We start from the raw sequence: 21,415 nt of genomic DNA, 5'->3' as shown, positions 1-21,415 counted from the left end.
GTGACGACGGACGTTCTACGCGCGTGTTTTTTCGCGAAGCTTTCGTTGTTTATGACGAAAGGTTCGGCATTTCGTCAGCGTATACCGCAAGAAAGGTAGGAGAAACTCCCATGAAAGAAGTATCCAGGGCAGCTATCCGTCTGGGCCCACCGCGCACCTGTAGGAGCGAACCCTGTTCGCGAAAAGCCAACGAAGCAAAGAAGCCGCACCACCCCGTCGCTACCGCCTAATAAATCTTCGGCTCACCCGGCGGCCGCGTCTTGAACCGCTTATGCACCCACAGGTATTGCTCAGGTGCCTCACGCGCCATCTGTTCGATCTGCGCATTCACCCGCTCGGTGTCGCGTGCGGCATCGTCGCTGGGAAAATCCTCAAGCGGCGCGCCAAGACGCATGGCGTAGCCCGCGTCTCCCGGCAGGCGCCGGTGGTAGAACGGAATCACCAGCGCGTTGGAGAGTCGCGCCAGGTGATGCGTGGCCGTGATGGTCGCGGCCGGCACGCCGAAGAACGGCACGAAGACGTTGTCCTTGCTGCGCATGTCCTGGTCGGGCGCATACCAGAGCGTGCCGCCGGCCCTCAGGTAGCGCACGGTGCCACGGATATCGTCCTTGTCGAACATCGCATCCGCGTAGTGCAGGCGCGAGCGCAGCACCGCGAATTCGAACACCTCCGAATCCATGCGGCGGTACATGCCCGCGATGCGGATGCGCGAGGAGACGAGGCGCGCGCTCAGTTCGAGATGCGAGAAGTGTCCGCCGACCAGGAGTACGCCACGGCCGGCGGCGCGTGCGGCTTCGAGGTGTTCCAGCCCGTCGACGGTGACGGGGACCTTCGCGATCGCGCGGTCCGAGCCCATCCAGCCCAGGGCGAATTCGGCCAGCATCATGCCGACGTCGCACAGATTGGCGCGAACCAGCGCTTTCTGTGCCTCCGGATCCAGCTCCGGAAAGCAGAGGGCGATGTTGGTCGCGGCGATGCGCCGCCGTTCGGGGTTCAGGTGCAGGGCCAGGCGTCCCGCCATGCGTCCGAGGCGCATCAGCCAGCGGAAGGGCAGGTGGGCGATGAGCCAGATGAAGCCGACGCCAAGCCACGCCGGCCAGTGGCGGGGCGTAAGAAGCTGGCGCGTCAGGGTAGGGCGGGTCATACCGGGCATGTCCGCCCATTGTAGCGAATGGGCGCGGCTATACTGACCGGTCACGGGTCAACCCAGGGAATCGCGTGCTGCTGCGCCTGCTCTACAACTTCGCGATGTACCTGTTCACGCCGCTGGTGATGCTCCGTCTGATGGCGCGTGGCATGCGCTACGGCGACTACCACGTGCGCTGGCGCGAGCGCTTCGGTCGCTTCCGCGAACCGCGCCTGGCCGGCTGCCTCTGGGTGCACGCGGTGTCGGTAGGTGAGGTCAATGCCGCCGAGCCCCTGGTGAAAGCGCTGATGGAAGCCTACCCGCAGGCGCCGATGCTGGTTACCACGGTGACCCCGACCGGCTCCGAACGCGTGCGCCAGCTGTTCGGCAGCAGCGTCCACAGCGTGTACCTGCCGTACGACCTGCCGTTCGCCGTGAAGCGCTTCCTGCGCAGTACGCGCCCGCGGCTGGCGATCATCGTCGAAACGGAAATCTGGCCGAACCTGTATTTCGCCTGCCGCAAGCACGGCATTCCGCTGCTGATCGCCAATGCCCGGTTGTCCGAGCGATCGCTGCGCGGCTACGCCCGCATGAGCTCCCTCGTCCGCCGCGCCCTGCGCTGCGTCAGTCATATCGCCGCACAGTCCCGCACCGATGCCGCGCGCTATCGTCTGCTCGGTGCGGAGCCCAGCCAGCTCACGGTCTGCGGCAACCTCAAGTTCGACATGCCGGTGCCGGACACGGCGTTGCAGGCGGGCCTGGCCATGCGCGAGGCATGGGGCACGGGGCGTCCTGTCTGGATCGCCGCCAGCACGCACGAAGGCGAGGAAATGTGCGTCCTCGAGGCTCACCTCGCGGTGATGCGCCGTCTGCCGGATGCGCTGCTGCTGATCGCACCCCGTCATCCCGAGCGGTTCAAGGCCGTCGAGGCATCCGTCCGCAGCCTGGGCTTCCAGGTGGGAACGCGCAGCGGCGATGACATTCCCGGTCATTCCACGCAGTGCTTCGTCATCGATTCGATGGGCGAACTGCTGCGCTTCTTCGCGTCGGCCGATGTCGCCTTCGTCGGCGGCAGCCTGGTATCCATCGGTGGACACAACGTTCTGGAGCCCGCCGCACTGAGCAAGCCGGTGCTTGTCGGGCCTTATACGTACAACTTCGAGGAAATCACGCAGGCCCTGCTCGATGAAGGCGGCGGTCAGCGGGTGAAGGACGGCGACGAGCTCGGCGAGCAGGTGCTCGCCCTGCTTCGGGACAAGGAGCGCCGGGAGATCATGGGAAACCGCGCTCGCCACGTCTTCGACAGCGAGCGCGGATCCGTGGGCAAGGTGATGGCGCTGGTGGATACCCTGCTTCAGGAGTGAGGGGTCAGTCCCTCTGGTTCCCGGCGTCGAGGCCGGAATTGCAGGCGAACCGGCCTTCCACCTGCGGCGTCGCGTTGGGCCGGTTGTCGACGTGGGTGCTCATGAAGCGAACGCGGCGACCCTGGTCCAGGCACGTCTTGTATACCAGGTCGCGGACGGCCCGATAGGCCGCGTGCGGCTCGCCGCTGGCCTGGGCAAGCCCCGTCGACGGGCCCAGGCCATCGCCGGTGACGATGGACGCCACGGGCATCGGGCTCTCCTTGATCAGGTGGGCGAAGGGATCCTCGGCAACGCGGCAGGTGGCATAGGCGTTCACCCGTACGCTGCCTTCGCGCGTGTCGTAATAACTGCGCTTGAACCCGTCGTGGTATTCGGTGACGTAGCCGCCGCGCACATCGCAGTTGCGCATGGCGCTGGTCCAGACCGTGGCATACGGCGCAACGACATCGCCGAGAACACCTTTGGCCCGGACGTCGTATTCGAACGACGTGGCGCTCGCATATTCGACGATCTTGAGCCTGTGGTCTGCCGGGGAGGTCGGTGACGCATGGGCTAAGCCAGTGGTCGCCAGCAGACCGACGATGATCAATCCCTTCATGGTTCTTCCTTGGTTCCGAGGCCCGGTTGGGCCCGGCCATCTTCGTCGGGCGGCGGGTTCGTAGGAGTCAGCGCCGCCCGTGCGTTCGTGTAGGGCGTGTCCGCCAAAGAGCAAAAAAAACGGGCCGCGAGGGCCCGTTTCTTAGTCTTCCCCCGAAAGGAAAGCCGTTACTGCAGCAACGCGTTGATCGCCTCGAGATCCTTCACGTCCACCGTGCCGGCCGTCTGCTTGAGCAGCAGCTTGTCGAGGATGAACTGATGACGGGCCTGCGAGTAGTCGCTGAGCGACGAGGTCAGGTTCTGCTGGGCGATCAGCACGTCCACGATGGTGCGCGTGCCGACTTCGAAACCGGCCTGCGTCGCGTCGCGCGCGCTCTCCGAGGAGGCGACGGCGGCCTTCGTGGCCTCCACCTTGCTGATACCGGCGACGACCGAGCGGTAGTAGTTCAGCGTGTCGCGGACGACCTGACGGCGGGCGCTTTCCAGGGAGTCCTGGGCGGCGTCGCGCTGGTAGATCGACTGACGAACGCGCGACTGCGTGGCGCCGCCGGAGAAGATCGGCACGCTGAGCGTCAGGCCGACGCTGGTGCCGCCGCGGCCGTTGCCCGAGACACGGTTGAGGGCGTCGGTCGCCGGGCTGCCTGCATTCTGCGTCCAGGAGGTGCTCTTGCTGTAACCGGCACTCGCGTCGATGGTCGGCAGATGACCCGCGCGGGCGGAGGAAATGCTGTGCTCCGCCGAGTCGACGTTGTACTGCGAGGCGAGGATGGTCGGGTTGCTCTTGACCGCTTCGGCGACCCAGGCCTTCGGATCGTTGGGCGACGGGGCATCCATGGGCAGGTCTTCGCGCAGCTTCTTCAGATTGTCCGCCGGCTTGCCGGTGATCTGGGTCAGCGCCTCACGCGAATCCGCCAGGGTGTTCTCGGCGGTGATGACGGCGGCGACCGAGGTGTCGTGCTGGGCCTTGGCGTCCTGCACGTCGGTGATCGCGGACAGGCCGACGTCGAAACGCTGCTGCGCCTGCTCGAGCTGACGAGCGAGCGCCTGCTCGTTGGCCTTGGCGAAGGTCAGTGCGTCGTCGTTGGTCAAGACCTGAAAATAGGCCGTGGCCACGCGCGTGGAGAGCTGCTGCAGGGCGGCTTCATACGTGGCGTCCTGTGCCTGCGACGACGACTTGGCGGCCTTCAGATCGGAGTACTTGCTGAAGTCGAGCACGCTCTGGGTGACCGTGGCCGACTCGCTGCGCGTCCGGGTATGCCCGAGGTCCGTGCCCGTGGTCGTGTCGCGATCGGGACCATTCTGATCCGTCTGGGTGATGCCCAGCTGCGCGCTGATCTGCGGGAGCAGCAACGCACGGCTCTGTACGACGGTTTCACCCGTGGCGAGACGGGTGGAATCGGCCTGCGACAGCACCGGGTCGTTGGCCCGGGCCTGACGGTAGGCGTCGAGCAGGTCTTCAGCGTGGCTCGCGAACGGCGTCGCGGCCAGTGCCAGCGCGACGGTGAGCAGCTTCAAGCGCATGGTTTCGCCTCGTGGGTGATGGGAGATCTTTGGGTCAAAGCACGAAGCGCTTCACCGGCGCGGCATGCGCCAGGTAAGGAAGGTCCGTTTCAAACAGCGATTCCTCGCGATAGCGGCCTTCACCCTCGTGGGTGAGGAGGACCGCCGTCTGCGCGGGGGAATCGCCGCGTACGACGAACATGCGCCCGCCCGGCTTGAGCCAGCGCACGAATTTTTCGGGAACCGCATGGACGGCGCCCGTCACCACGACGGCATCGAAAACGCCCGTCGGCTGGTAGCCGTTGACGGCTTCGGCGGTTTCCACCGTGGCGTTGACCACAGAGGCGGCGGCCAGGCGCCCGCGGGCGGCGTCGACGAAGTCGGCGTGCATGTCGATGCTGGTGACCTTGCCGGCGAGGCGGGCGAGGCAAGCGGTCAGGAAGCCCGAGCCGGTACCGATTTCCAGTACCTCATCGGTCTTCTTCAGTTCCAGCGCCTGTAACACGCGGCCCTCGACGACCGGCTTCATCATCACTTCGCCGTGGCCCAGCGGGAGGGTCAGGTCGGCGAAGGCGACGTTCCGGTGGGACGGCGCGACGAAATCTTCGCGACGGACGCCCTTCAGCGTCTCCAGGACGTCGGCATCGAGGACTTCCCAGGGACGAACCTGGTTCTCGACCATGTTCTGACGTGCCTGCTCGAAATTCATCGCCATGGTTTTGGATCCCGTACGAAAAGCTGAAAAAGGTTCGAAAGGATAAGCGCTTAGCGCCCGTTTTCCCAATGGTGCCAAGGCTGCGGGTGCGCCACCGCCCGAGCTAAGTGCCGGAAGTCACCGGACCGGGCTGACGGAAGTCATGCCCGACCGTGCCTTCACTCGCTGGCGCCTGAACGATGAATGGTGCAAGCCCCTGAACGCCTTGGGTTTACCCGGGCAGTGGCCCCACTTCATTGTAATCCGCCGCGCAGCGCTTCCGTCGTACCGCCACCTTGAGGCTCATGCCGCAGGAGTGGTGGAAATAACTGAACCGCTGCGTATAATAAAGTCATAATTTCTGTTTGTGAAGGTGCAGCCATGAACGCCAGCCCGAAAATGAAGAGCCAGGGCCCGGGGCGTCCCAAGGACATGGAGAAGCGCGCGGCTATCCTGGATGCCGCCAAGGCGCTCTTCACGCAGGGCGGCTTCGCGGGCACCAGCATGGATGCGGTCGCGGCATCCGCGGGCGTTTCCAAGCTCACCGTGTACAGCCACTTCGGCGACAAGGACAACCTTTTCCGTGAAGTCATCCGTGCGCACGTACAGGAGCGCCTGCCGGACGACCTGTTCGACTTCAGCCCGGGCGCGGACATCCGCGTCACGCTGACCAACATCGCCAGCCGGCATGCGGCGATGGAGACCAACACCGAGTCCGTCGGTACGTTCCGCGCGATTCTGTCCGATTGCCAGTCGGGCGGTAATCCGCGTTTCGGTCGCCTGGTCTGGGAGGAAGGGCCGGCACGTATGCACAAGCTGGTGATGCGCCTGCTCGAGGGCGCCACCTCGCGCGGTCAGCTCGATATCGTCGACATTTCCCGTGCGACCACGCAGTTCCTCGCGCTGCTCAAGGGCGACCTGCTCATCCGGCGCCTGTTTGGCTGCGAAGACTGCGCCGTGCAGTTCGGCGAGGAGGTCAAGGCCAATGCCCTGGCGGCCGTCGACATGTTCCTCCGCGCCTATGAGCCGCGCTCGCCCAAGGGCTGAGCGCTCGCTTCCCGCCCCGCTTCGTGGTTGAATCGGCCTCGAAGCGGGGGTGCCCAAGCAATTGCGCGGGCTGAGAGAGTCCCTTCGAACCTGATCCGGTCCGTACCGGCGTAGGAAGCTTCGTCCACGACAGGCAACGTGCGTCCATGCACGGGGCACGGCGTGGCGGCGCCGTCCGCTTCTCCCTTATCCGCAAGGTACGAGAAGCCGATGAATGCCAGTCCCACCGATCTTGCCCGCGCCGCGCGCGAGCTTTCCACCTCCGTCACCACGCCGATCGTCGGCTCGCGCAAGATCCACATCGGCGGCAGCCGGGCGGACGTTCGCGTCGCCATGCGTGAGATCGCACAGTCGGCCACGCCCACGCTGTTCGGGGGAGAGGCGAATCCGCCCATCGTCGTCTACGACACCTCGGGGCCTTATACGGATCCGGCGCACACGGTCGACCTGGCCGCGGGGTTGCCTGCGCTGAGGGCAGGCTGGATCGAGGAGCGGGGCGACGTCGAGCGTCTCGATGGGCTGTCCTCGGCGTTCGGCCGCTCGCGCGTGCACGACTCCCGGCTCGATGCCTTCCGCTTCGGCAGCACGCGTCTGCCGCTTCGGGCGAAGGCTGGCGCCAACGTCACGCAGATGCACTACGCGCGCCGCGGGATCGTCACGCCGGAAATGGAATACATCGCGATCCGCGAGAACCAGCGCATCGAGGCGCTGGCCGACAGTGCCCTGCGCACGCAGCATCCTGGGGAAGCGTTCGGCGCCGCTTTGCCCGGGCACATCACGCCGGCGTTCGTGCGCGATGAAGTCGCACGCGGCCGCGCCATCATTCCGGCCAACATCAACCATCCCGAAGCCGAGCCGATGATCATCGGCCGTCATTTCCTGACCAAGATCAACGCCAACATCGGCAACAGCGCGGTCAGCTCCGGCATCGCGGAAGAAGTCGAGAAGCTGGTCTGGGCGATCCGCTGGGGAGCCGACAACGTCATGGACCTTTCCACGGGGAAGCACATCCACGAGACGCGCGAGTGGATCATCCGCAACTCGCCCGTGCCCATCGGGACCGTGCCCATTTACCAGGCGCTCGAAAAGGTCGGCGGCGTGGCCGAGGAACTCACGTGGGACATCTTCCGCGACACGCTGATCGAGCAGGCGGAGCAGGGCGTCGACTATTTCACGATCCACGCGGGCGTCCTGCTCCGCTTCGTGCCCCTCACCGCGAAGCGCGTCACCGGCATCGTTTCCCGGGGCGGGTCGATCATGGCCAAGTGGTGCCTCGCCCATCACCGCGAAAACTTCCTCTACACGCACTTCGAGGACATCTGCGAAATCATGAAGGCGTACGACGTGTCCTTCAGTCTCGGCGATGGCCTGCGTCCCGGTTGCGTCGCGGATGCCAATGACGCGGCGCAGTTCGGCGAGCTGGACACACTGGGCGAACTGACGAAGCTGGCCTGGAAGCACGACGTGCAGACCATGATCGAAGGCCCCGGCCACGTACCGATGCAGCTGATCAGGGAGAACATGGAACGTCAGCTGGAGAAGTGCCACGAGGCGCCGTTCTACACGCTGGGCCCGCTCACCACCGATATCGCGCCCGGCTACGACCACATCACCAGTGCGATCGGCGCCGCGATGATCGGCTGGTTCGGCACGGCGATGCTCTGCTATGTAACGCCCAAGGAACACCTCGGTCTGCCCAATCGTCAGGACGTGCGCGACGGCATCATCGCCTACAAGATCGCCGCCCACGCGGCCGATCTCGCCAAGGGGCATCCGGGGGCGCAGGTGCGCGACAACGCGCTGTCGAAGGCGCGTTTCGAATTTCGCTGGGACGATCAGTTCAACCTGGGGCTGGATCCGGACAAGGCCCGCGAATTCCACGACGAGACGATGCCGAAAGACGCACACAAGTCGGCACATTTCTGTTCGATGTGCGGTCCGAAGTTCTGCTCGATGAAAATCACCCAGGACGTGCGCGATTTTGTCGCGGAGCAGGGCATGGCGGAAAAAAGCATGGAGTTCGTCGCGCAAGGCGCCGAGGTGTACCGAAAGGCGTGACGGCATGGCCGGGAGCCTGCGCCGGCAGGCCCCGAGCCTATGGCGCACCCCATAACCTTCACCCCGCCTTCCCGGCGGGGCCCTTAACGTCTCCGGCCATACCTAAACCCACTCTCCCAGGAGACCAGGCCATGGCCAGCACGAAGCCTTTCATCAGCGATATTGAGAACATCCGTAAGCGTGCGCGTCAGCACATCGACGACGGCGCGGTGACCGCCGGCTATCGCGCCGATCGCGAAACGGTGATCAAACTGCTCAATGAAGCCCTCGCGACGGAGATCGTCTGCGTGCTTCGCTACAAGTTCCATTACTACATGGCACCGGGCATTCACTCGCAGAGCGTCAAGTCGGAATTCCTGGAGCATGCCAACGAGGAGCAGGCCCACGCCGATCGCATCGCCGAGCGCATTACCCAGCTCGACGGTACGCCCAATTTCAATCCGGAAGGCCTGCTTTCCCGCAGCCACGCGGATTACGTGGAAGGCACCACGCTGGTCGACATGATCAAGGAAGACCTGATCGCCGAGCGCATCGCCATCGACAGCTACCGTGAGATCGTCACGTATATCGGCGACGACGACCCGACCACGCGCCGCATCATGGAAGACATCCTCGCGCAGGAAGAAGAGCACGCCGAGGACATGGCGACGCTGCTGGAGAATCTCGGCGCCAAGGGCGAGCCGACGACGACCTGGGAACCCTCGAACCCCTCCGCGCACTGATTGGGTAAGCTAGGCGCTCACGTTCGCGACGATAAGGAAAGACATCATGAATGCGACCGCCCCACCCGCCCCGGCTCCCCGTCGGCGCAACCCTGTCGGACTCCTGGTCGCCGTGCCGGTCGCGATCCTGATCCTCGTCATCCTGTTCTTCATGTGGTGGTGGGACAAGGAGCCGGAACAGTTCGACCCGGTCACCGTCACCACGGCGCACATGAAAGACATCGGCAGGCCTCTGAGCACCGGTGCCGTCACCACATATACGTTGATCCGCTCCGTCGACACCCTGATGGACAAGCGCGGCGGCTACCTCAGCAACGACAAGATGCCGCCCGGCGTGTTCATGGACAACATGCCCAACTGGGAATTCGGTTCGCTGACCGCGTCGCGCGACCTGTCGCGCGCGTTGCGCAACGATCTCAGCCGTTCGCAGACGCAGTCCACCGAGGACAAGGATCTGGGCGAGGCCGACCCGCTGCTCAACAGCCCCAACGATCGCTGGTTGCTGCCCAGTTCGGAATCGCAGTATTCGAAGGCGGTGGACGATCTGGAGAAGTATCTGGGTCGTCTGAGCGATGCGGAAGACGCCAACGCGCACTTCTACGCACGCGCGGATAACCTCGCGGACTACCTGCAGACAGTGTCGGCGCGCCTCGGCTCCCTCTCGCAGCGGCTGTCCGCAGCGGCGGGACAGCTCAAGGTGGATGCGGCGCCCAACGCCGACGTCAGCGGCAACGCCGGCCCGGCACGGGCGGTGTACGTCAAGACGCCCTGGAACAAGATCGACGACAACTTCTACGAAGCGCGCGGTTATACGTGGGCGTTGCTTGAGCAGCTCAAGGCCATCCGCCACGACTTCGCGCCGATCCTGCGCAGCAAGAACGCGGATGCCAGTCTGCAGCAGGTGATTCGTGAGCTGGAGGAGTCGCAGAAGGCGCTCGGCAGCCCGGTGGTGCTCAATGGTTCGCCGTTCGGATTCTTCGCCAACCACTCGCTGGTGATGGCGAATTACATCTCGCGGGCGAATGCCGCGATTATCGATCTGCGCGGGCTGTTGAACCGCGGGTAACAAAAACCATGCAGGAGCGCGCCTTGCGCGCGAATCTGAAACATCGCGCGCAAGGCGCGCTCCTACATATGTTGCCGACCGTCGTGCTTAGTGGTCGGCCTTGTACCGATCCATACCCGCCAGGATCTCGGACTTCGCCTCAGCGGCGCCGACCCAGCCGTCGACCTTGACCCACTTGCCCTTCTCCAGATCCTTGTAGTGCTCGAAGAAGTGGCCGATGCGCTCCAGCCAGTGGCCGGAAACCTGTTCGATGTCCTTGATGTGCGCGTAGCCCGCGAACACCTTCTCCACCGGAACCACGACGAGCTTCTCGTCGGCGCCGGCTTCGTCGGTCATCTTCAGCATACCGACCGGGTGGCAACGGATCACCGAGCCCGGGACCAGCGACAGCGGCAGGATCACCAGGGCGTCCAGCGGATCGCCGTCTCCGCCCAGGGTGCCCGGCACATAGCCGTAGTTGCACGGGTAGCGCATCGGCGTGGAGAGGATGCGGTCGACGAAGATCGCGCCGCTTTCCTTGTCCACTTCGTACTTGACCGGCTCGGCGTCCTTGGGGATTTCGATGATGACGTTGATTTCGTCCGGCACATTCTTGCCGGCGGGAACGAGATGCAGACCCATGGGATTCCTTGACGATTCAGTGGGGTAGAAGAACGGCCGGGTAGCATAAAGCCTTTTGCGGCCTATTTCAGGTGGTCCCAGAGGTACGTGTAGCTCAGTGCGTTCATGAAGGCCGACTGCTTGTTGTCCGCCGCCGCGCCGTGTCCACCCTCGAGGTTCTCGTACAAAGCCGCGTCGAAACCCATCGCCTGCATGCGGGCCGCCATCTTGCGGGCATGCACGGGGCCCACGCGGTCGTCGCGGGTGGACGTGGTGAACAGCACCGCCGGGTAATGCGTGCCCTTGTGCAGGTTGTGGTACGGCGAGAAGGTCTGGATGTACTTCCACTCCTCCGGCTTGTCCGGGTCGCCGTATTCCGCCATCCACGAGGCGCCGGCCGACATATGCGTATAGCGCCTCATGTCGAGCAGGGCGACCTGGCTGACTACCGCGCCGTACAGCTGGGGGTAACGGGTCAGCATATTGCCGGCCAGGAGGCCGCCGTTGCTGCCGCCCATCATGCCCAGATGCTTCGGGCTGGTGATCTTGCGGTCGATCAGGTCCTGCGAGACCGCCGCGAAATCCTCATAGGCGCGGGGACGATTGGCCTTGACGGCCGCCTGATGCCAGCGTGGGCCGTATTCGCCGCCGCCACGGATATTGGCCACGACGTAGACGCCACCCTTTTCCAGCCAGGCGCGGCCGACGCCGCCCGAGTACATCGGCTGCAGCGAAATCTCGAAACCGCCGTAACCGTAGACCAGCGTCGGGTTGCTCCCGTCGGCCTTCATCCCGTTCGGCGCGATCTCGAAGTAGGGCACCTTCGTGCCGTCCTTCGAGGTGGCGAAGTGCTGGCTCACGGTGAACTTCGAGCCGTCGAAGAAGGCCGGGCTGTGCTTGATCGCCTGGCCTTCGCCCTGACCGATCACGCCGTAATAGAGCGTCGTGGGCTGGGTATAGCCCGACACGGTGAGGAAGTACTCGTCGCTCTCATCCGCATCGATGCCGCCAGCCTGCACCGTGCTCAGCGCCGGTGCTCCGCCCAGGGGTTCGCTCTTCCACGGGCCCTTGTCGGCCGGCGTCAGCACCTGGATCTGGCTGACCACGTCACGCATCACATTGAGGATCAGGTGATGGCGCGTCCACGAGTGGCCGGCCAGCGAGCTGTGCTCATCGGGGGTGAACAGCACGGTGAGGTCGCGCTTGCCGGCCATGAAGTCATCGAACTTCGACGCGAGCAGCGCACCGGACGGGTACGTTTTCCCTCCGACCGTCCACGCCGTACGCAACTCGATCAGCAGCCATTCGCGTTCGATGTCGGTTTCGGCGTCGTTCGGTACATCGATCTTGCTCAGCTTGCCGTCCTTGCCGCGCAGGAACACTTCCGAGTTGTAGAACTCGAGCGAGCGCTGTACGAAATCGCGCTGGAATCCCGGCGTCTGGTCGCGGTACGCCGAGATGGACATGTCCTTGGGCGTGCCCTCGTAAACCACCGTCGCCGACGACAGCGGGGTGCCGCGCTTCCATTCCTTCACGATGCGCGGGTAGCTCGATTCGGTCATGGAGCCGGGGCCGAAGTCCGTGGCGACGAAGAGATGGTCGTCGTCGACCCAGCTGACCAGCGTCTTCGCCTCCGGAAGGGTGAAGCCGTCCTTGATGAACGTCCGGGTCGACAGGTCGAATTCGCGGACGACGTCGGCATCGGCACCGCCGCGCGACAGCGACACCAGGCAGCGGCGGTTCGCCGGACGCAGGCATTGCGCGCCGTGCCAGACCCAGTTTTCCTTCTCGGCCGCCGACAAGGCGTCCAGATCGATCACGGTCTCCCAGGCCGGCTTGTCCTTGCGGTATTCCGCCAGGGTGGTGCGGCGCCAGAAGCCCTTGGGATGCTGCTTGTCGCGCCAGAAATTGTAGAAATGATCGCCGATCTTGCTGACCATCGGGATCTTCGCATCGGAGTCCAGCACCTCGAGGATGCGTGCCTCCAGCGTCTTGAAGTCCGCGCCTTCCGCGTAGCGGCTGACGGTCTTCGCGTTTTCCTGCCTGACCCATGCGAGCGGCTTCGCGCCGTCGATGTCGTCGAGCCAGAGGTTTTCGTCGTCGCCGGCGGCCTGAGTGGCGGCGGCGGAGGAAGTCTTGGGAGTGTCGTGGGCGTGGGTCATGCCACTGAAAGTAAGGGCGATGGCCAGCGCAATCCAGCGTCGGTGCATGGGGTCGGGTCCGTTTGCTAGCGGTTCCCTGACATTAGCTTACGGAAGGCGGGGTCCGGGGCATGACTTGTGGGCTAGCGGGTGCCAGTCCGACGCTGAGGCAGCCGGGCTTTCGCCAGCATGGCTGGCTCCCCCCGGAGCTGGGTACCCCTGGCTCTGGCCCCCACGCGAGCTGGGTATCCCTGCTCGGGTAGGAGCCAGCCCTGCTGGCGATGCTCCTCGCCCGGAAGCCCTACAACAGGGGAATCAACAACAAAGCCACGATATTGATGATCTTGATCAGCGGATTCACCGCCGGCCCGGCCGTGTCCTTGTAGGGATCGCCCACGGTGTCCCCCGTGACCGCCGCTTTATGCGCATCGGAGCCCTTACCGCCGAAGTGCCCGTCCTCGATGTACTTCTTCGCGTTGTCCCAGGCGCCGCCACCCGTCGTCATCGAGATCGCGACGAACAGGCCGGTCACGATGGTGCCGATCAGCACACCGCCCAGCGCCTGTGCGCCGGCTTCGGGACCGCCCAGCCACTTGAAGCCAAAGATCACCACCACCGGCACCAGTACCGGCAACAGCGACGGCACCAGCATCTCGCGGATGGCCGAACGGGTCAGCATGTCCACCGCCCGGGAATAGTCGGGCCGTGTCGTACCTTCCATGATCCCCGCGATCTCGCGGAACTGCCGCCGCACTTCTTCGACGACCGCTCCCGCTGCCCGGCCCACGGCCTCCATCGCCATGGCGGCGAACAGGTAAGGGATCAGGCCGCCAATGAGCAGGCCGATGATCACGTAGTGGTTGGACAGGTCGAAACGCACCTCTGTACCGCCGAAGTGCAGGTTGAGGTTGTGCGTGTAATCCGCGAACAGCACCAGCGCGGCGAGGCCGGCCGAGCCGATCGCGTAACCCTTGGTCACCGCCTTGGTCGTGTTGCCCACGGCGTCCAGCGGGTCGGTGACACCGCGTACTTCGGCGGGCAGTTCGGCCATCTCCGCGATGCCACCGGCGTTATCGGTGATCGGGCCATAGGCATCCAGCGCCACGATCATGCCGGTCATGCTTAGCATCGCGGTGGCCGCGATGGCGATGCCGTACAGACCGGCCAGTGTGTGCGCTCCCCAGATCGCCGCACATACCGCCAGCACGGGCAAGGCCGTCGATTTCATCGACACGCCCAGGCCGGCGATGATGTTGGTGGCATGGCCGGTGGTCGACGACTGTGCCACGTGGCGCACCGGGCGATATTCGGTCGCCGTGTAGTACTCGGTGATAACTACCATCGCGCCCGTCAGCACCAGCCCGATCACCGCGCAGCCGAAGATCCGGTTGGCACCGTAGGAGGAGTCGGCCATCAGCGACTGCGTGATCGGCCAGAACGCGATCGCCGCGAGCAGCGCCGAGACGAACACGCCGGCGTACAGCGCATTCATGATCTTGCCACCGCGGGTCTTGACGAAGAACGTGCCGATGACCGAGGCGACGATCGACGCACCGCCGAGCACCAGCGGATACAGCACGCCGGATGGTCCGACCTCGGTAGCCATGACGCCGCCCAGCAGCATCGTGGCGATCAGCGTGACCGCATAGGTTTCGAACAGGTCGGCGGCCATGCCCGCGCAGTCGCCGACGTTGTCACCGACGTTGTCCGCGATGACCGCGGGGTTTCGCGGATCGTCCTCGGGGATGCCGGCCTCGACCTTGCCGACCAGGTCCGCGCCCACGTCGGCACCCTTGGTAAAGATGCCGCCGCCCAGACGCGCGAAGATCGAGATCAGCGAGGACCCGAAAGCGAAGCCGACCAGAGCATGCAGCGCGTGCGTGCGCTCGTAGCCCATGTGCAGCAATACGCCGTAGTAGCCAGCGACCCCGAGCAGGCCGAGGCCCACCACCAGCATGCCGGTGACCGCGCCGCCCCGGAAAGCCACTGCGAGGGCGGAAGAAAGGCCGCTTCTGGCGGCCTCGGCGGTTCGCACGTTGGCCCGAACGGACACGTTCATGCCGATATAACCGGTCGCCCCCGAGAGAAGCGCCCCCAACGCGAAGCCGATCGCGGTTCCCCAGTCGAGGAAGATGCCGATGAGCAGGAAAAGGACGATGCCGACGACACCGATGGTGGCGTACTGGCGGTTGAGGTAGGCGCGGGCGCCTTCCTGGATCGCCGCGGCGATCTCCTGCATTCGTTCGTTGCCCGGCGATCTGGCCAGAACCCAGCTGACCGAAAATGCGCCATACAGAATCGCAACGACCGCACATGCCAGCGCGATCCATAAACCGTACTGCTGCAGCATCGAAGCCTCCCCGAATTGTAGGAGCCCGCCAAGGGCCCGGGCCGAGTATAGGCAGGGGAGGTGGCGGAAGGTGTTGTGCGCTGCGCCACGTCATGTCGGTCCGAAGTCCAGCTTTCTCGCGGCGGATCGGGGGGACGACGGGCGTACCGGCTTCGTCGGCCGGCCAGGCGCCTGCTGTGCGGATGATGGACGAGGCGGTGTCAGATCCCACCCTGATGCGGGTGGTGTGCCGCCGGCACCGCGACCTAATGGAAGATCCGCGCTGGTGAATACATCCAGCCCCTGACGTGATCCTGTGTGAGACAGCTTGCGCGGGCTGGTATCCGAGAACGAACCCGGGGAATCATGCAAGGAAGCTTGACTTCCCTGCCACGACGACGCGCTGCTCAGACTCCCCTGGCTGCTGAAGCTGCTTCGCGAGCTGTTGCTCGGCGTGCGAACCGCCATGAAATCGTCCTGGGGTGCGCGCAGGGGCGCCGTATGGGGCGCGTCCGCTGCCGACGAAATGCGCCCGGTGTGGATGATCGCGCCGGGACCCGCAGTCATGTCGCCGCTCAGCAGCCCGTCGCAGTTGTAGCAGGCGACAAATTTGTTCTCGTCGATGGCGGACCGGATGCGCGCCGTACGTTCGTCGGGAGTCAGCTTGTCGAGGCCGCTGAGCCGCTCGCTGACTTTGCTGAGCTGACTGGTGAAGAGGACGATGTGGTCGGCGTCTCCACCCGCTTCATCCAGCGCTGCCAGAGCAGCGCTGTGTGCGAGAGTTTCCGCATGGGCTCCCGGCACGCCATCCTGTTTCATCAGTGGCCGTACGTAGGTCACGTCTCCCGACTGTTGTATCGCATGTACTGCAAGATGTCTGTCCATATGCTGAGCGAAATCCTCGTGCATCCTGGGCGGCGTGGCGGGGCGAGGCGTATCGCCGTAGGGCTTTATCGACGGCGCTTCCGCTGCCCGGCCGTCTACGCCACGCTTCAGCGCTTCCGGATCCGAGACGTAAAACTGGCGAGCCAGCGAAATGTCCACATTCGGGTTTGTCTGGTGTTCGGGATCGAACCGCGTATATCCGTTCTCGACGCTGCCATGGATCAGCGGCGACAAACCGGGAAATGCCGAGGCGGTGTTCCTGTAATAAACGGGCGCCTGGAGATTGACGTACCCGGTGCGGCCGAAGCCCGCTCCGTAGCCTGCGGTTGTGCCCGCCTTTCTCGGGTGCGGCTGTTCCATCGCCGGGACGGTGAAAGTGTATGGTTTGCCCGAATGCGAACTGGGCGCCACCTGGTTTTTGATGGGCGACTTGCTGGGCAACTCTGCCTGTCCCCCGGGTACGTAATATCCGGACAAAGCGACGTGACCACTGAGCGCTTTCCGCCCTCCCTTCGAGGTGAATGGGCTGACGAACCCGGTTGACGCGGTCAAAAACGCCTCATATGCGGCACGCACGTCGGGACGCGCGTTGATTTTCTGCTCGGCGTCGTCCCGCAGCGTTCTTGATGCATCGCTCATGACCGGTTCGAACAGGGGAATGACGCCCGACGCTGGATCCACATCCATGGGTTCGTCATCGCCAGCCATGCCGTCGAGATCGGTATGGGTCGAAGGATTTCCGCGCACCAGCGTGTAGCGATTCATGCCGCCGGTGTCGCCGGCGGGGTCGGAACTTGCCCAGCGTCCGAGCCAGGGCAGGAGGGAGCGCGCGCCATAGTCATAGAGACCCGTATCGTCGCGTGGATTGCCCGCGTAACGTCGTGGCTTGAGGTCGTCGTCTTCTTTGCTGGCGGCCCACCGTTGTGCGGTGGTTCCATACGGGTAGTAGCGTTCTGCCGTAATCAGCGTGCCGTGCGTGTCGACGATGAATGATTCGGCAAGCTGCTCGTCATCCAGTTCCCAGCTTATCGCCGCGCCCGTCGGTGTCGCTATCGCGTGGATACCGATTGAACCGACCGAGCAATCGACGATATCTCGTGACGCGCCACTTCCACGTCGCCGTTCGAGGGCGCCGTCGCGTCTGATTTCCCCTGAAGCGTCCCCCTGTGACCATCTTGTCCGTCGTCGTCTGCCGTTACCGCCATAGAGGTGCACTTCATGTCGGTTGCGTGCATCCGCGGCGTCGGCCGTGTGAAGACGCCCTTCGTCATTCCAGGTCAGCGTGAGGCCGCCGCTACCGGAGACTTGCTGATGGCCGGCCTCGTCGAAGTACATGTCGACGAGATCGGGATCGACGGTCAGCGTGTCCACCACGGCACGGTTCGAAACCCTCGCGATCGTCATGCGAAGCACGTCGCTGCTGGCCCCTTGCGCGGTATGTCGCACAACGACGAGATTGTCATTGGCGTCGTAGGTGTACGTGCGTTCGTAAGGGCGGCCGTCCGTCAGGTCTCCTGAGGTGCCCAGCGGCGGCAGCGTGCCGTCATTAACGGCGAGTGGGTATGCGTCACCTGTGGCGCGGCTCAGCCGATACAGGCTGTCGTAGGCGAAGGTCGTCTCTCCCAGTGTGCTGGAGCAGGCAAGCACATTGCCGACCCGGTCGACGACACGCTGACGTTGATGGACGACGATTCCCGCTTCACGCTCGGTCCTCGTCGAAAGCAATTCGCCGGACGCCTCATCATAGGCCCATGACTTCGTCATGTCCGCTCCCAGGCGAGCACGTACCATTCTGCCCCATGCATCGCGCATGATCGACGAAATGATGGGCTGCTCGGGTCCCGTCGAGCACCGCAGGGTCGCCGTCGTGAGCCTCCCGTCGAGACCGTACCGATAGGATCGGCAATGGCCGGACGCATCGGTAATCGACGTGACCGAGCCCAGGGCATCGACCTCGGTCGATACCGTCGACACCTCCGGTTCCAGCAGGGCGTCCCAGTTGCCACCGTCATGCCAGTCCACGATGTCGGCGGCGATAAGCCGCGACGTCTGTCGGGTTGCTACGCCCTGCAGGGACACATGCTCGGTGTCCTCACGCCCCGCCGTCTGATACACGCGCTGTGTCGCCATGGCGAGGTTATCGCCTTCCCGCGATGTCGCCGGTGTCGTGTAGAAGACCCGGGCGACGACACGTCCCTGGGCGGCATCCCCTGTCGCGCATCGGATGGGACGAAGCCCGCTGTCGTAAGTCGTCCGGTACGATATCGCGCGCGCATCCCGCTGCCAGAGCATCTGCCCGCAGTCGCCGTGCAGGCGCCAGGTCTCCCCCGCGTCTGCGCTCCAGCTTCGTCCGCCACCCAGGCGCGTCGGATAGATTCTGACGGGCGTGCCATCCGGCATGGAACGGGCATCGCACACCGATGCGATCCGCCCGCTGTCGTCTACGATGGCGCGATCCATCAGCAAAGTGGATGTTCCGGTGCTTTCGTCCCGGAGATAGCGCCCTCGGCGGATGAGGCCGCCGCCCGGTGCCACGGCCAGCATCCAGGGTGTCGAGGGCACCAGTGCGGGAGTGTCCCCTGCGGAGGCTGTCCGGTTGGCATCGTCCTCTGTCAGGTACCAGTTGCGATAGTGCGTCCTGTGGCACGTGTTCGCAGCGGTAATCGTTTCCGTCAGTCGGCCCCGGCCATCCCAGACGTACCTGTCGAATGACCGGCCCGCTGACGGCGCGGAAAAGCGCCAGTCTGCCGCGGCGCAGGGACGCCACATGCGGAGCAACGCGCCATCGGGATGCCACGATGCGGTTGATGTGATACACCACGATGCACCGTCGATCGCCTCGGTAGCGGCCGCTACCTGCAGAATGCGTCCCTGACCGTCGATATGCGTCACCTTGCGAAGAATTTGCTGGTCGGGGTCGGCGGGATAACGGTCAGCCATCAGGTGCACGATAGGTACCGGGCTGCGCATAGTTTCTTGCCGGTCCCATGCGGAGTCGTCCACGACCCACACGTTCGCCATGCCACCCAGCGCGGCGGCGGGGTCGGCAAGGCAGGCTTCGCTGTCCATCGTCCGCGGTGCGTCATCGAGCGATATGGCAGCAAATGAACGTTCGACGATGCCATCGGCCCCATCGCGTTCCTTGCCCTGAATGCTGTCGGCGCGTACCGCGCCGAAGGCGTCCATCACGACACTCCGGGTGATGCCATTGGCATCGACGGATTTCCAGGGGCGCATGCGGCGATAATCGATCTCGACCGAAGCGTGCCAGCCGAGCGCATCCGTTTCGCCCACCGCAAAGAGATCGTGCGCGTCGTAGTCGTATTGCGTCCACCCTGCGCTGAGCCCTGGCGACGTCCGGAGGACGCGGTGGAAGTGCTCGATGCCGTCGTATTCGGTCCGGGACGTGACAAAGGCCAGCAGGGATTCACCCTCGGAAAGAAGCCGACTGTGCATCGGTACATATCCTCCTTCCTGCAGAATCGCATCACGTGTCTCCAGGGAAAGAACCTGCCCGAACTCATCAAGTGCCGCGGTCTCCATGGCGGCGCGCGTCGCGGAGGCAAGCAGCGGTGGAAAGCGAGGTTCGGTGATGTGAGCGTAGTCGTCGTAATGCGCGCACGAGAGTGACAACAGCCGCCGCGGCGATCCCGTTTCCGCATGATCCGGTGCTTCGAACCACTCGGCGTGCATGTCCTGGCAGGAAAGTTCGTCGCGGGCGAGGACATAATGCTGCGACCGGTGCTCGCCGGGAATGTTCAGGCACCATATGTCGTTTCCCGTCAGGTGCCATCGCATGTCGAGCGATTCGTCCACCGCATGGTGTGCCTGTTGCTCATCTCGCGAGGCGTGCCAAAAGGCCGCATCGTCCGGATCGTCGGGCGCGACGCCATCGGCGCGGGCGCAGCCGATCGCTATCGAGCGACGCGGGAAGCCGAAGGCATCGTGATTCAGAAAGATCGCTTGCATCCTTCGCGGATCGGCAGGCGAATCGCCGAAGCTCTCATCGACATGTTCGAGGAGGATGACAGCCATCGATCCGACGTTCGCGCTGCCTTCCGATCCGTCGGCGGTGTCGGCGTCGGTAACGCGTATGAGGTAGCGGAACGCCCGCCGCGAATCCAGTCGAAATGACGGTCCATCCATGACGTAGGTGTCCGTCCGCAGAAGCGAACCGGCCAGTGCACGCTGCATCGTGGTACGGGCTGGATGGTCGGGTGCCAGTATTTCATCGCGGTCGCTATCGGCCAGCCACCGGGTGGTCCTTGTGCCGACGTTGACGATGGCCGCTTCATCGACGGCCGCATCGCCTACGGCGAACCATGCGCACTGGCGCCGCGCGGGCAGTTCGCCGTCGCGCACCGTTGCGTCGACTGTCGTTTCGACCTGCTGGAATCCACGTTGCCGGGCTTCACCAGCGTCATAGTGCCAATGCCGGTAGGACATCTCGCGCCACGCCTCGCTTCCTGCGATGTCGTCGATGCGCGTAATCCGTTTGGCGACGGTCAGTCCTGGCGGCGGGGCGTCGTTGGCAGTATCGGGCGAATGCGGCGCGTCGAGCCACTCCTGCGCGGCCTGACGCCAGGCGATGCGGGTTCGGCTGCCACGATGATTGTCAGTCGCATGGATGCGCAAGGCATGTGGCTCGCCCAGCTGTATCGCCCAATGCGCGGAGGCACGTCGCGAAGCGCCCTGGTCGACGATGAGCGTCGTATTGCCACGACCCTGAATGTCCCCGACGTGAAAGCGCCAGCGCGGATCCAGGCGTCGTCCGTCCGGCCACGAACGAGCGATGGCAGCGTCGAAGCCGTGCCCCGAGCGGTTGAGAAAGATCAGTAGCGACGACCGACCCGCATACAGCATGTCGACAAGGCCGTCCCCGTCGATATCGACGACGAACAACCGATCCGGATCCACTCGCTCGCCTACGTCTATCTGCCCCAGTGACAGGGCGCGAGCGAATCGACCGGCTCCCCTGTCGGCCCACACGGTGAGTTCGCCCCCCGACGAGACGGTCAGCACATCGTTCGACCCGACGGCGAGGACGCTGCCCAGGCCGAGCCATGTCGTGGGATCGCCGTCCAGCGGAAGCGCGTCTTCACCATGGGCCACGAACCGGGCTCGTCCCGGCCGGGGACTCGCGGCGTCGGGATACACGTAGACGCCGTGCCGTTGAAGCGTAACGAGGGCAGCGTATCCGTTGCGATCGATGTCCACCCAGTGCCCCTGATGCCCCCGGACCTCCGTATGTGAAGCCTGGGCGGGCTGAAAGGGCGACCAACGTAC

Annotated in this window: 13 protein-coding genes and 1 riboswitch; of the genes, 5 read left to right on the top strand and 8 right to left on the bottom strand. The window is 64.7% G+C overall.

Annotated elements, in window-relative coordinates; all coding sequences use genetic code 11:
- Nucleotides 1-226: 226 nt before the first annotated feature.
- Nucleotides 227-1,144, bottom strand: coding sequence for an LpxL/LpxP family Kdo(2)-lipid IV(A) lauroyl/palmitoleoyl acyltransferase (gene lpxL / locus B5X73_RS03350; protein WP_079520734.1), 918 nt, complete (start codon nt 1,142-1,144; stop codon nt 227-229).
- Between the two features lie 80 nt (nt 1,145-1,224).
- Between lpxL and waaA the strand changes: the two genes are divergently transcribed.
- Nucleotides 1,225-2,490, top strand: coding sequence for a lipid IV(A) 3-deoxy-D-manno-octulosonic acid transferase (gene waaA, locus B5X73_RS03345; RefSeq protein ID WP_079520733.1), 1,266 nt, complete (start codon nt 1,225-1,227; stop codon nt 2,488-2,490).
- A 4-nt stretch (nt 2,491-2,494) separates the two neighbouring features.
- On the opposite strand, the gene B5X73_RS03340 is transcribed toward waaA, so the two are convergent.
- From B5X73_RS03340 to B5X73_RS03330, 3 genes are all read right to left on the bottom strand, one after another.
- A complete protein-coding gene (locus B5X73_RS03340) occupies nt 2,495-3,088 on the bottom strand; it encodes a hypothetical protein (protein ID WP_079520580.1) in 594 nt (197 codons plus the stop codon).
- A 167-nt stretch (nt 3,089-3,255) separates the two neighbouring features.
- A complete protein-coding gene (locus B5X73_RS03335) occupies nt 3,256-4,608 on the bottom strand; it encodes a TolC family outer membrane protein (RefSeq protein ID WP_079520579.1) in 1,353 nt (450 codons plus the stop codon).
- Nucleotides 4,609-4,642: 34 nt separating this feature from the next.
- On the bottom strand, nt 4,643-5,302 hold the full coding sequence (locus B5X73_RS03330) for a protein-L-isoaspartate O-methyltransferase family protein (protein ID WP_079520578.1): 660 nt from the start codon (nt 5,300-5,302) through the stop codon (nt 4,643-4,645).
- 360 nt (nt 5,303-5,662) lie between these two features.
- Here B5X73_RS03330 and B5X73_RS03325 point away from each other — a divergent pair, with 360 nt between their 5' ends.
- From B5X73_RS03325 to B5X73_RS03310, 4 genes are all read left to right on the top strand, one after another.
- Complete coding sequence (locus B5X73_RS03325; RefSeq protein WP_079520577.1) at nt 5,663-6,328, top strand: TetR/AcrR family transcriptional regulator; 666 nt, start codon at nt 5,663-5,665, stop codon at nt 6,326-6,328.
- Nucleotides 6,329-6,363: 35 nt separating this feature from the next.
- Nucleotides 6,364-6,462: riboswitch (TPP riboswitch) on the top strand.
- A gap of 76 nt (nt 6,463-6,538) precedes the next feature.
- Entirely contained in the window at nt 6,539-8,386 is a 1,848-nt protein-coding gene (gene thiC / locus B5X73_RS03320; RefSeq protein ID WP_079520576.1) for a phosphomethylpyrimidine synthase ThiC, read from the top strand.
- 131 nt (nt 8,387-8,517) lie between these two features.
- Nucleotides 8,518-9,108: a ferritin-like domain-containing protein gene (locus tag B5X73_RS03315; protein ID WP_079520575.1), complete on the top strand. Its 591-nt coding sequence runs from the start codon at nt 8,518-8,520 to the stop codon at nt 9,106-9,108.
- A gap of 46 nt (nt 9,109-9,154) precedes the next feature.
- The gene (locus tag B5X73_RS03310) at nt 9,155-10,174 is read left to right on the top strand and encodes a DUF2333 family protein (protein WP_079520574.1); all 1,020 of its coding nucleotides are present in this window, start codon (nt 9,155-9,157) and stop codon (nt 10,172-10,174) included.
- Between the two features lie 87 nt (nt 10,175-10,261).
- Here B5X73_RS03310 and ppa read toward each other — a convergent pair whose 3' ends face one another.
- The 4 genes from ppa to B5X73_RS03290 form a co-directional block, all read right to left on the bottom strand.
- Nucleotides 10,262-10,795, bottom strand: coding sequence for an inorganic diphosphatase (gene ppa / locus B5X73_RS03305; RefSeq protein ID WP_079520573.1), 534 nt, complete (start codon nt 10,793-10,795; stop codon nt 10,262-10,264).
- Nucleotides 10,796-10,857: 62 nt separating this feature from the next.
- Nucleotides 10,858-12,984, bottom strand: coding sequence for a prolyl oligopeptidase family serine peptidase (locus B5X73_RS03300; RefSeq protein WP_079520572.1), 2,127 nt, complete (start codon nt 12,982-12,984; stop codon nt 10,858-10,860).
- A 232-nt stretch (nt 12,985-13,216) separates the two neighbouring features.
- On the bottom strand, nt 13,217-15,265 hold the full coding sequence (locus tag B5X73_RS03295; RefSeq protein ID WP_079520571.1) for a sodium-translocating pyrophosphatase: 2,049 nt from the start codon (nt 15,263-15,265) through the stop codon (nt 13,217-13,219).
- 90 nt (nt 15,266-15,355) lie between these two features.
- A complete protein-coding gene (locus B5X73_RS03290) occupies nt 15,356-20,764 on the bottom strand; it encodes an RHS repeat-associated core domain-containing protein (RefSeq protein ID WP_254857212.1) in 5,409 nt (1,802 codons plus the stop codon).
- Between the last annotated feature and the right edge of the window lie 651 nt (nt 20,765-21,415).

It is taken from the genome of Luteibacter sp. 22Crub2.1 (genome assembly GCF_900167995.1).
In the GTDB taxonomy this organism is placed as follows: Bacteria; Pseudomonadota; Gammaproteobacteria; order Xanthomonadales; family Rhodanobacteraceae; genus Luteibacter; species Luteibacter mycovicinus.
The sequence above is the reverse complement of the archived record's forward strand: the minus strand, read 5'-3'. Positions and strand labels throughout refer to the sequence as shown.

What these genes read in the sequence shown, in the direction of transcription:
- lpxL (WP_079520734.1), bottom strand. Translation starts at nt 1,144, where the DNA reads ATGACCCGCCCTACCCTGACGCGCCAGCTTCTTACGCCCCGCCACTGG.
- B5X73_RS03340 (WP_079520580.1), bottom strand. Translation starts at nt 3,088, where the DNA reads ATGAAGGGATTGATCATCGTCGGTCTGCTGGCGACCACTGGCTTAGCC.
- B5X73_RS03335 (WP_079520579.1), bottom strand. Translation starts at nt 4,608, where the DNA reads ATGCGCTTGAAGCTGCTCACCGTCGCGCTGGCACTGGCCGCGACGCCG.
- B5X73_RS03330 (WP_079520578.1), bottom strand. Translation starts at nt 5,302, where the DNA reads ATGGCGATGAATTTCGAGCAGGCACGTCAGAACATGGTCGAGAACCAG.
- B5X73_RS03325 (WP_079520577.1), top strand. Translation starts at nt 5,663, where the DNA reads ATGAACGCCAGCCCGAAAATGAAGAGCCAGGGCCCGGGGCGTCCCAAG.
- thiC (WP_079520576.1), top strand. Translation starts at nt 6,539, where the DNA reads ATGAATGCCAGTCCCACCGATCTTGCCCGCGCCGCGCGCGAGCTTTCC.
- B5X73_RS03315 (WP_079520575.1), top strand. Translation starts at nt 8,518, where the DNA reads ATGGCCAGCACGAAGCCTTTCATCAGCGATATTGAGAACATCCGTAAG.
- B5X73_RS03310 (WP_079520574.1), top strand. Translation starts at nt 9,155, where the DNA reads ATGAATGCGACCGCCCCACCCGCCCCGGCTCCCCGTCGGCGCAACCCT.
- ppa (WP_079520573.1), bottom strand. Translation starts at nt 10,795, where the DNA reads ATGGGTCTGCATCTCGTTCCCGCCGGCAAGAATGTGCCGGACGAAATC.
- B5X73_RS03300 (WP_079520572.1), bottom strand. Translation starts at nt 12,984, where the DNA reads ATGCACCGACGCTGGATTGCGCTGGCCATCGCCCTTACTTTCAGTGGC.
- B5X73_RS03295 (WP_079520571.1), bottom strand. Translation starts at nt 15,265, where the DNA reads ATGCTGCAGCAGTACGGTTTATGGATCGCGCTGGCATGTGCGGTCGTT.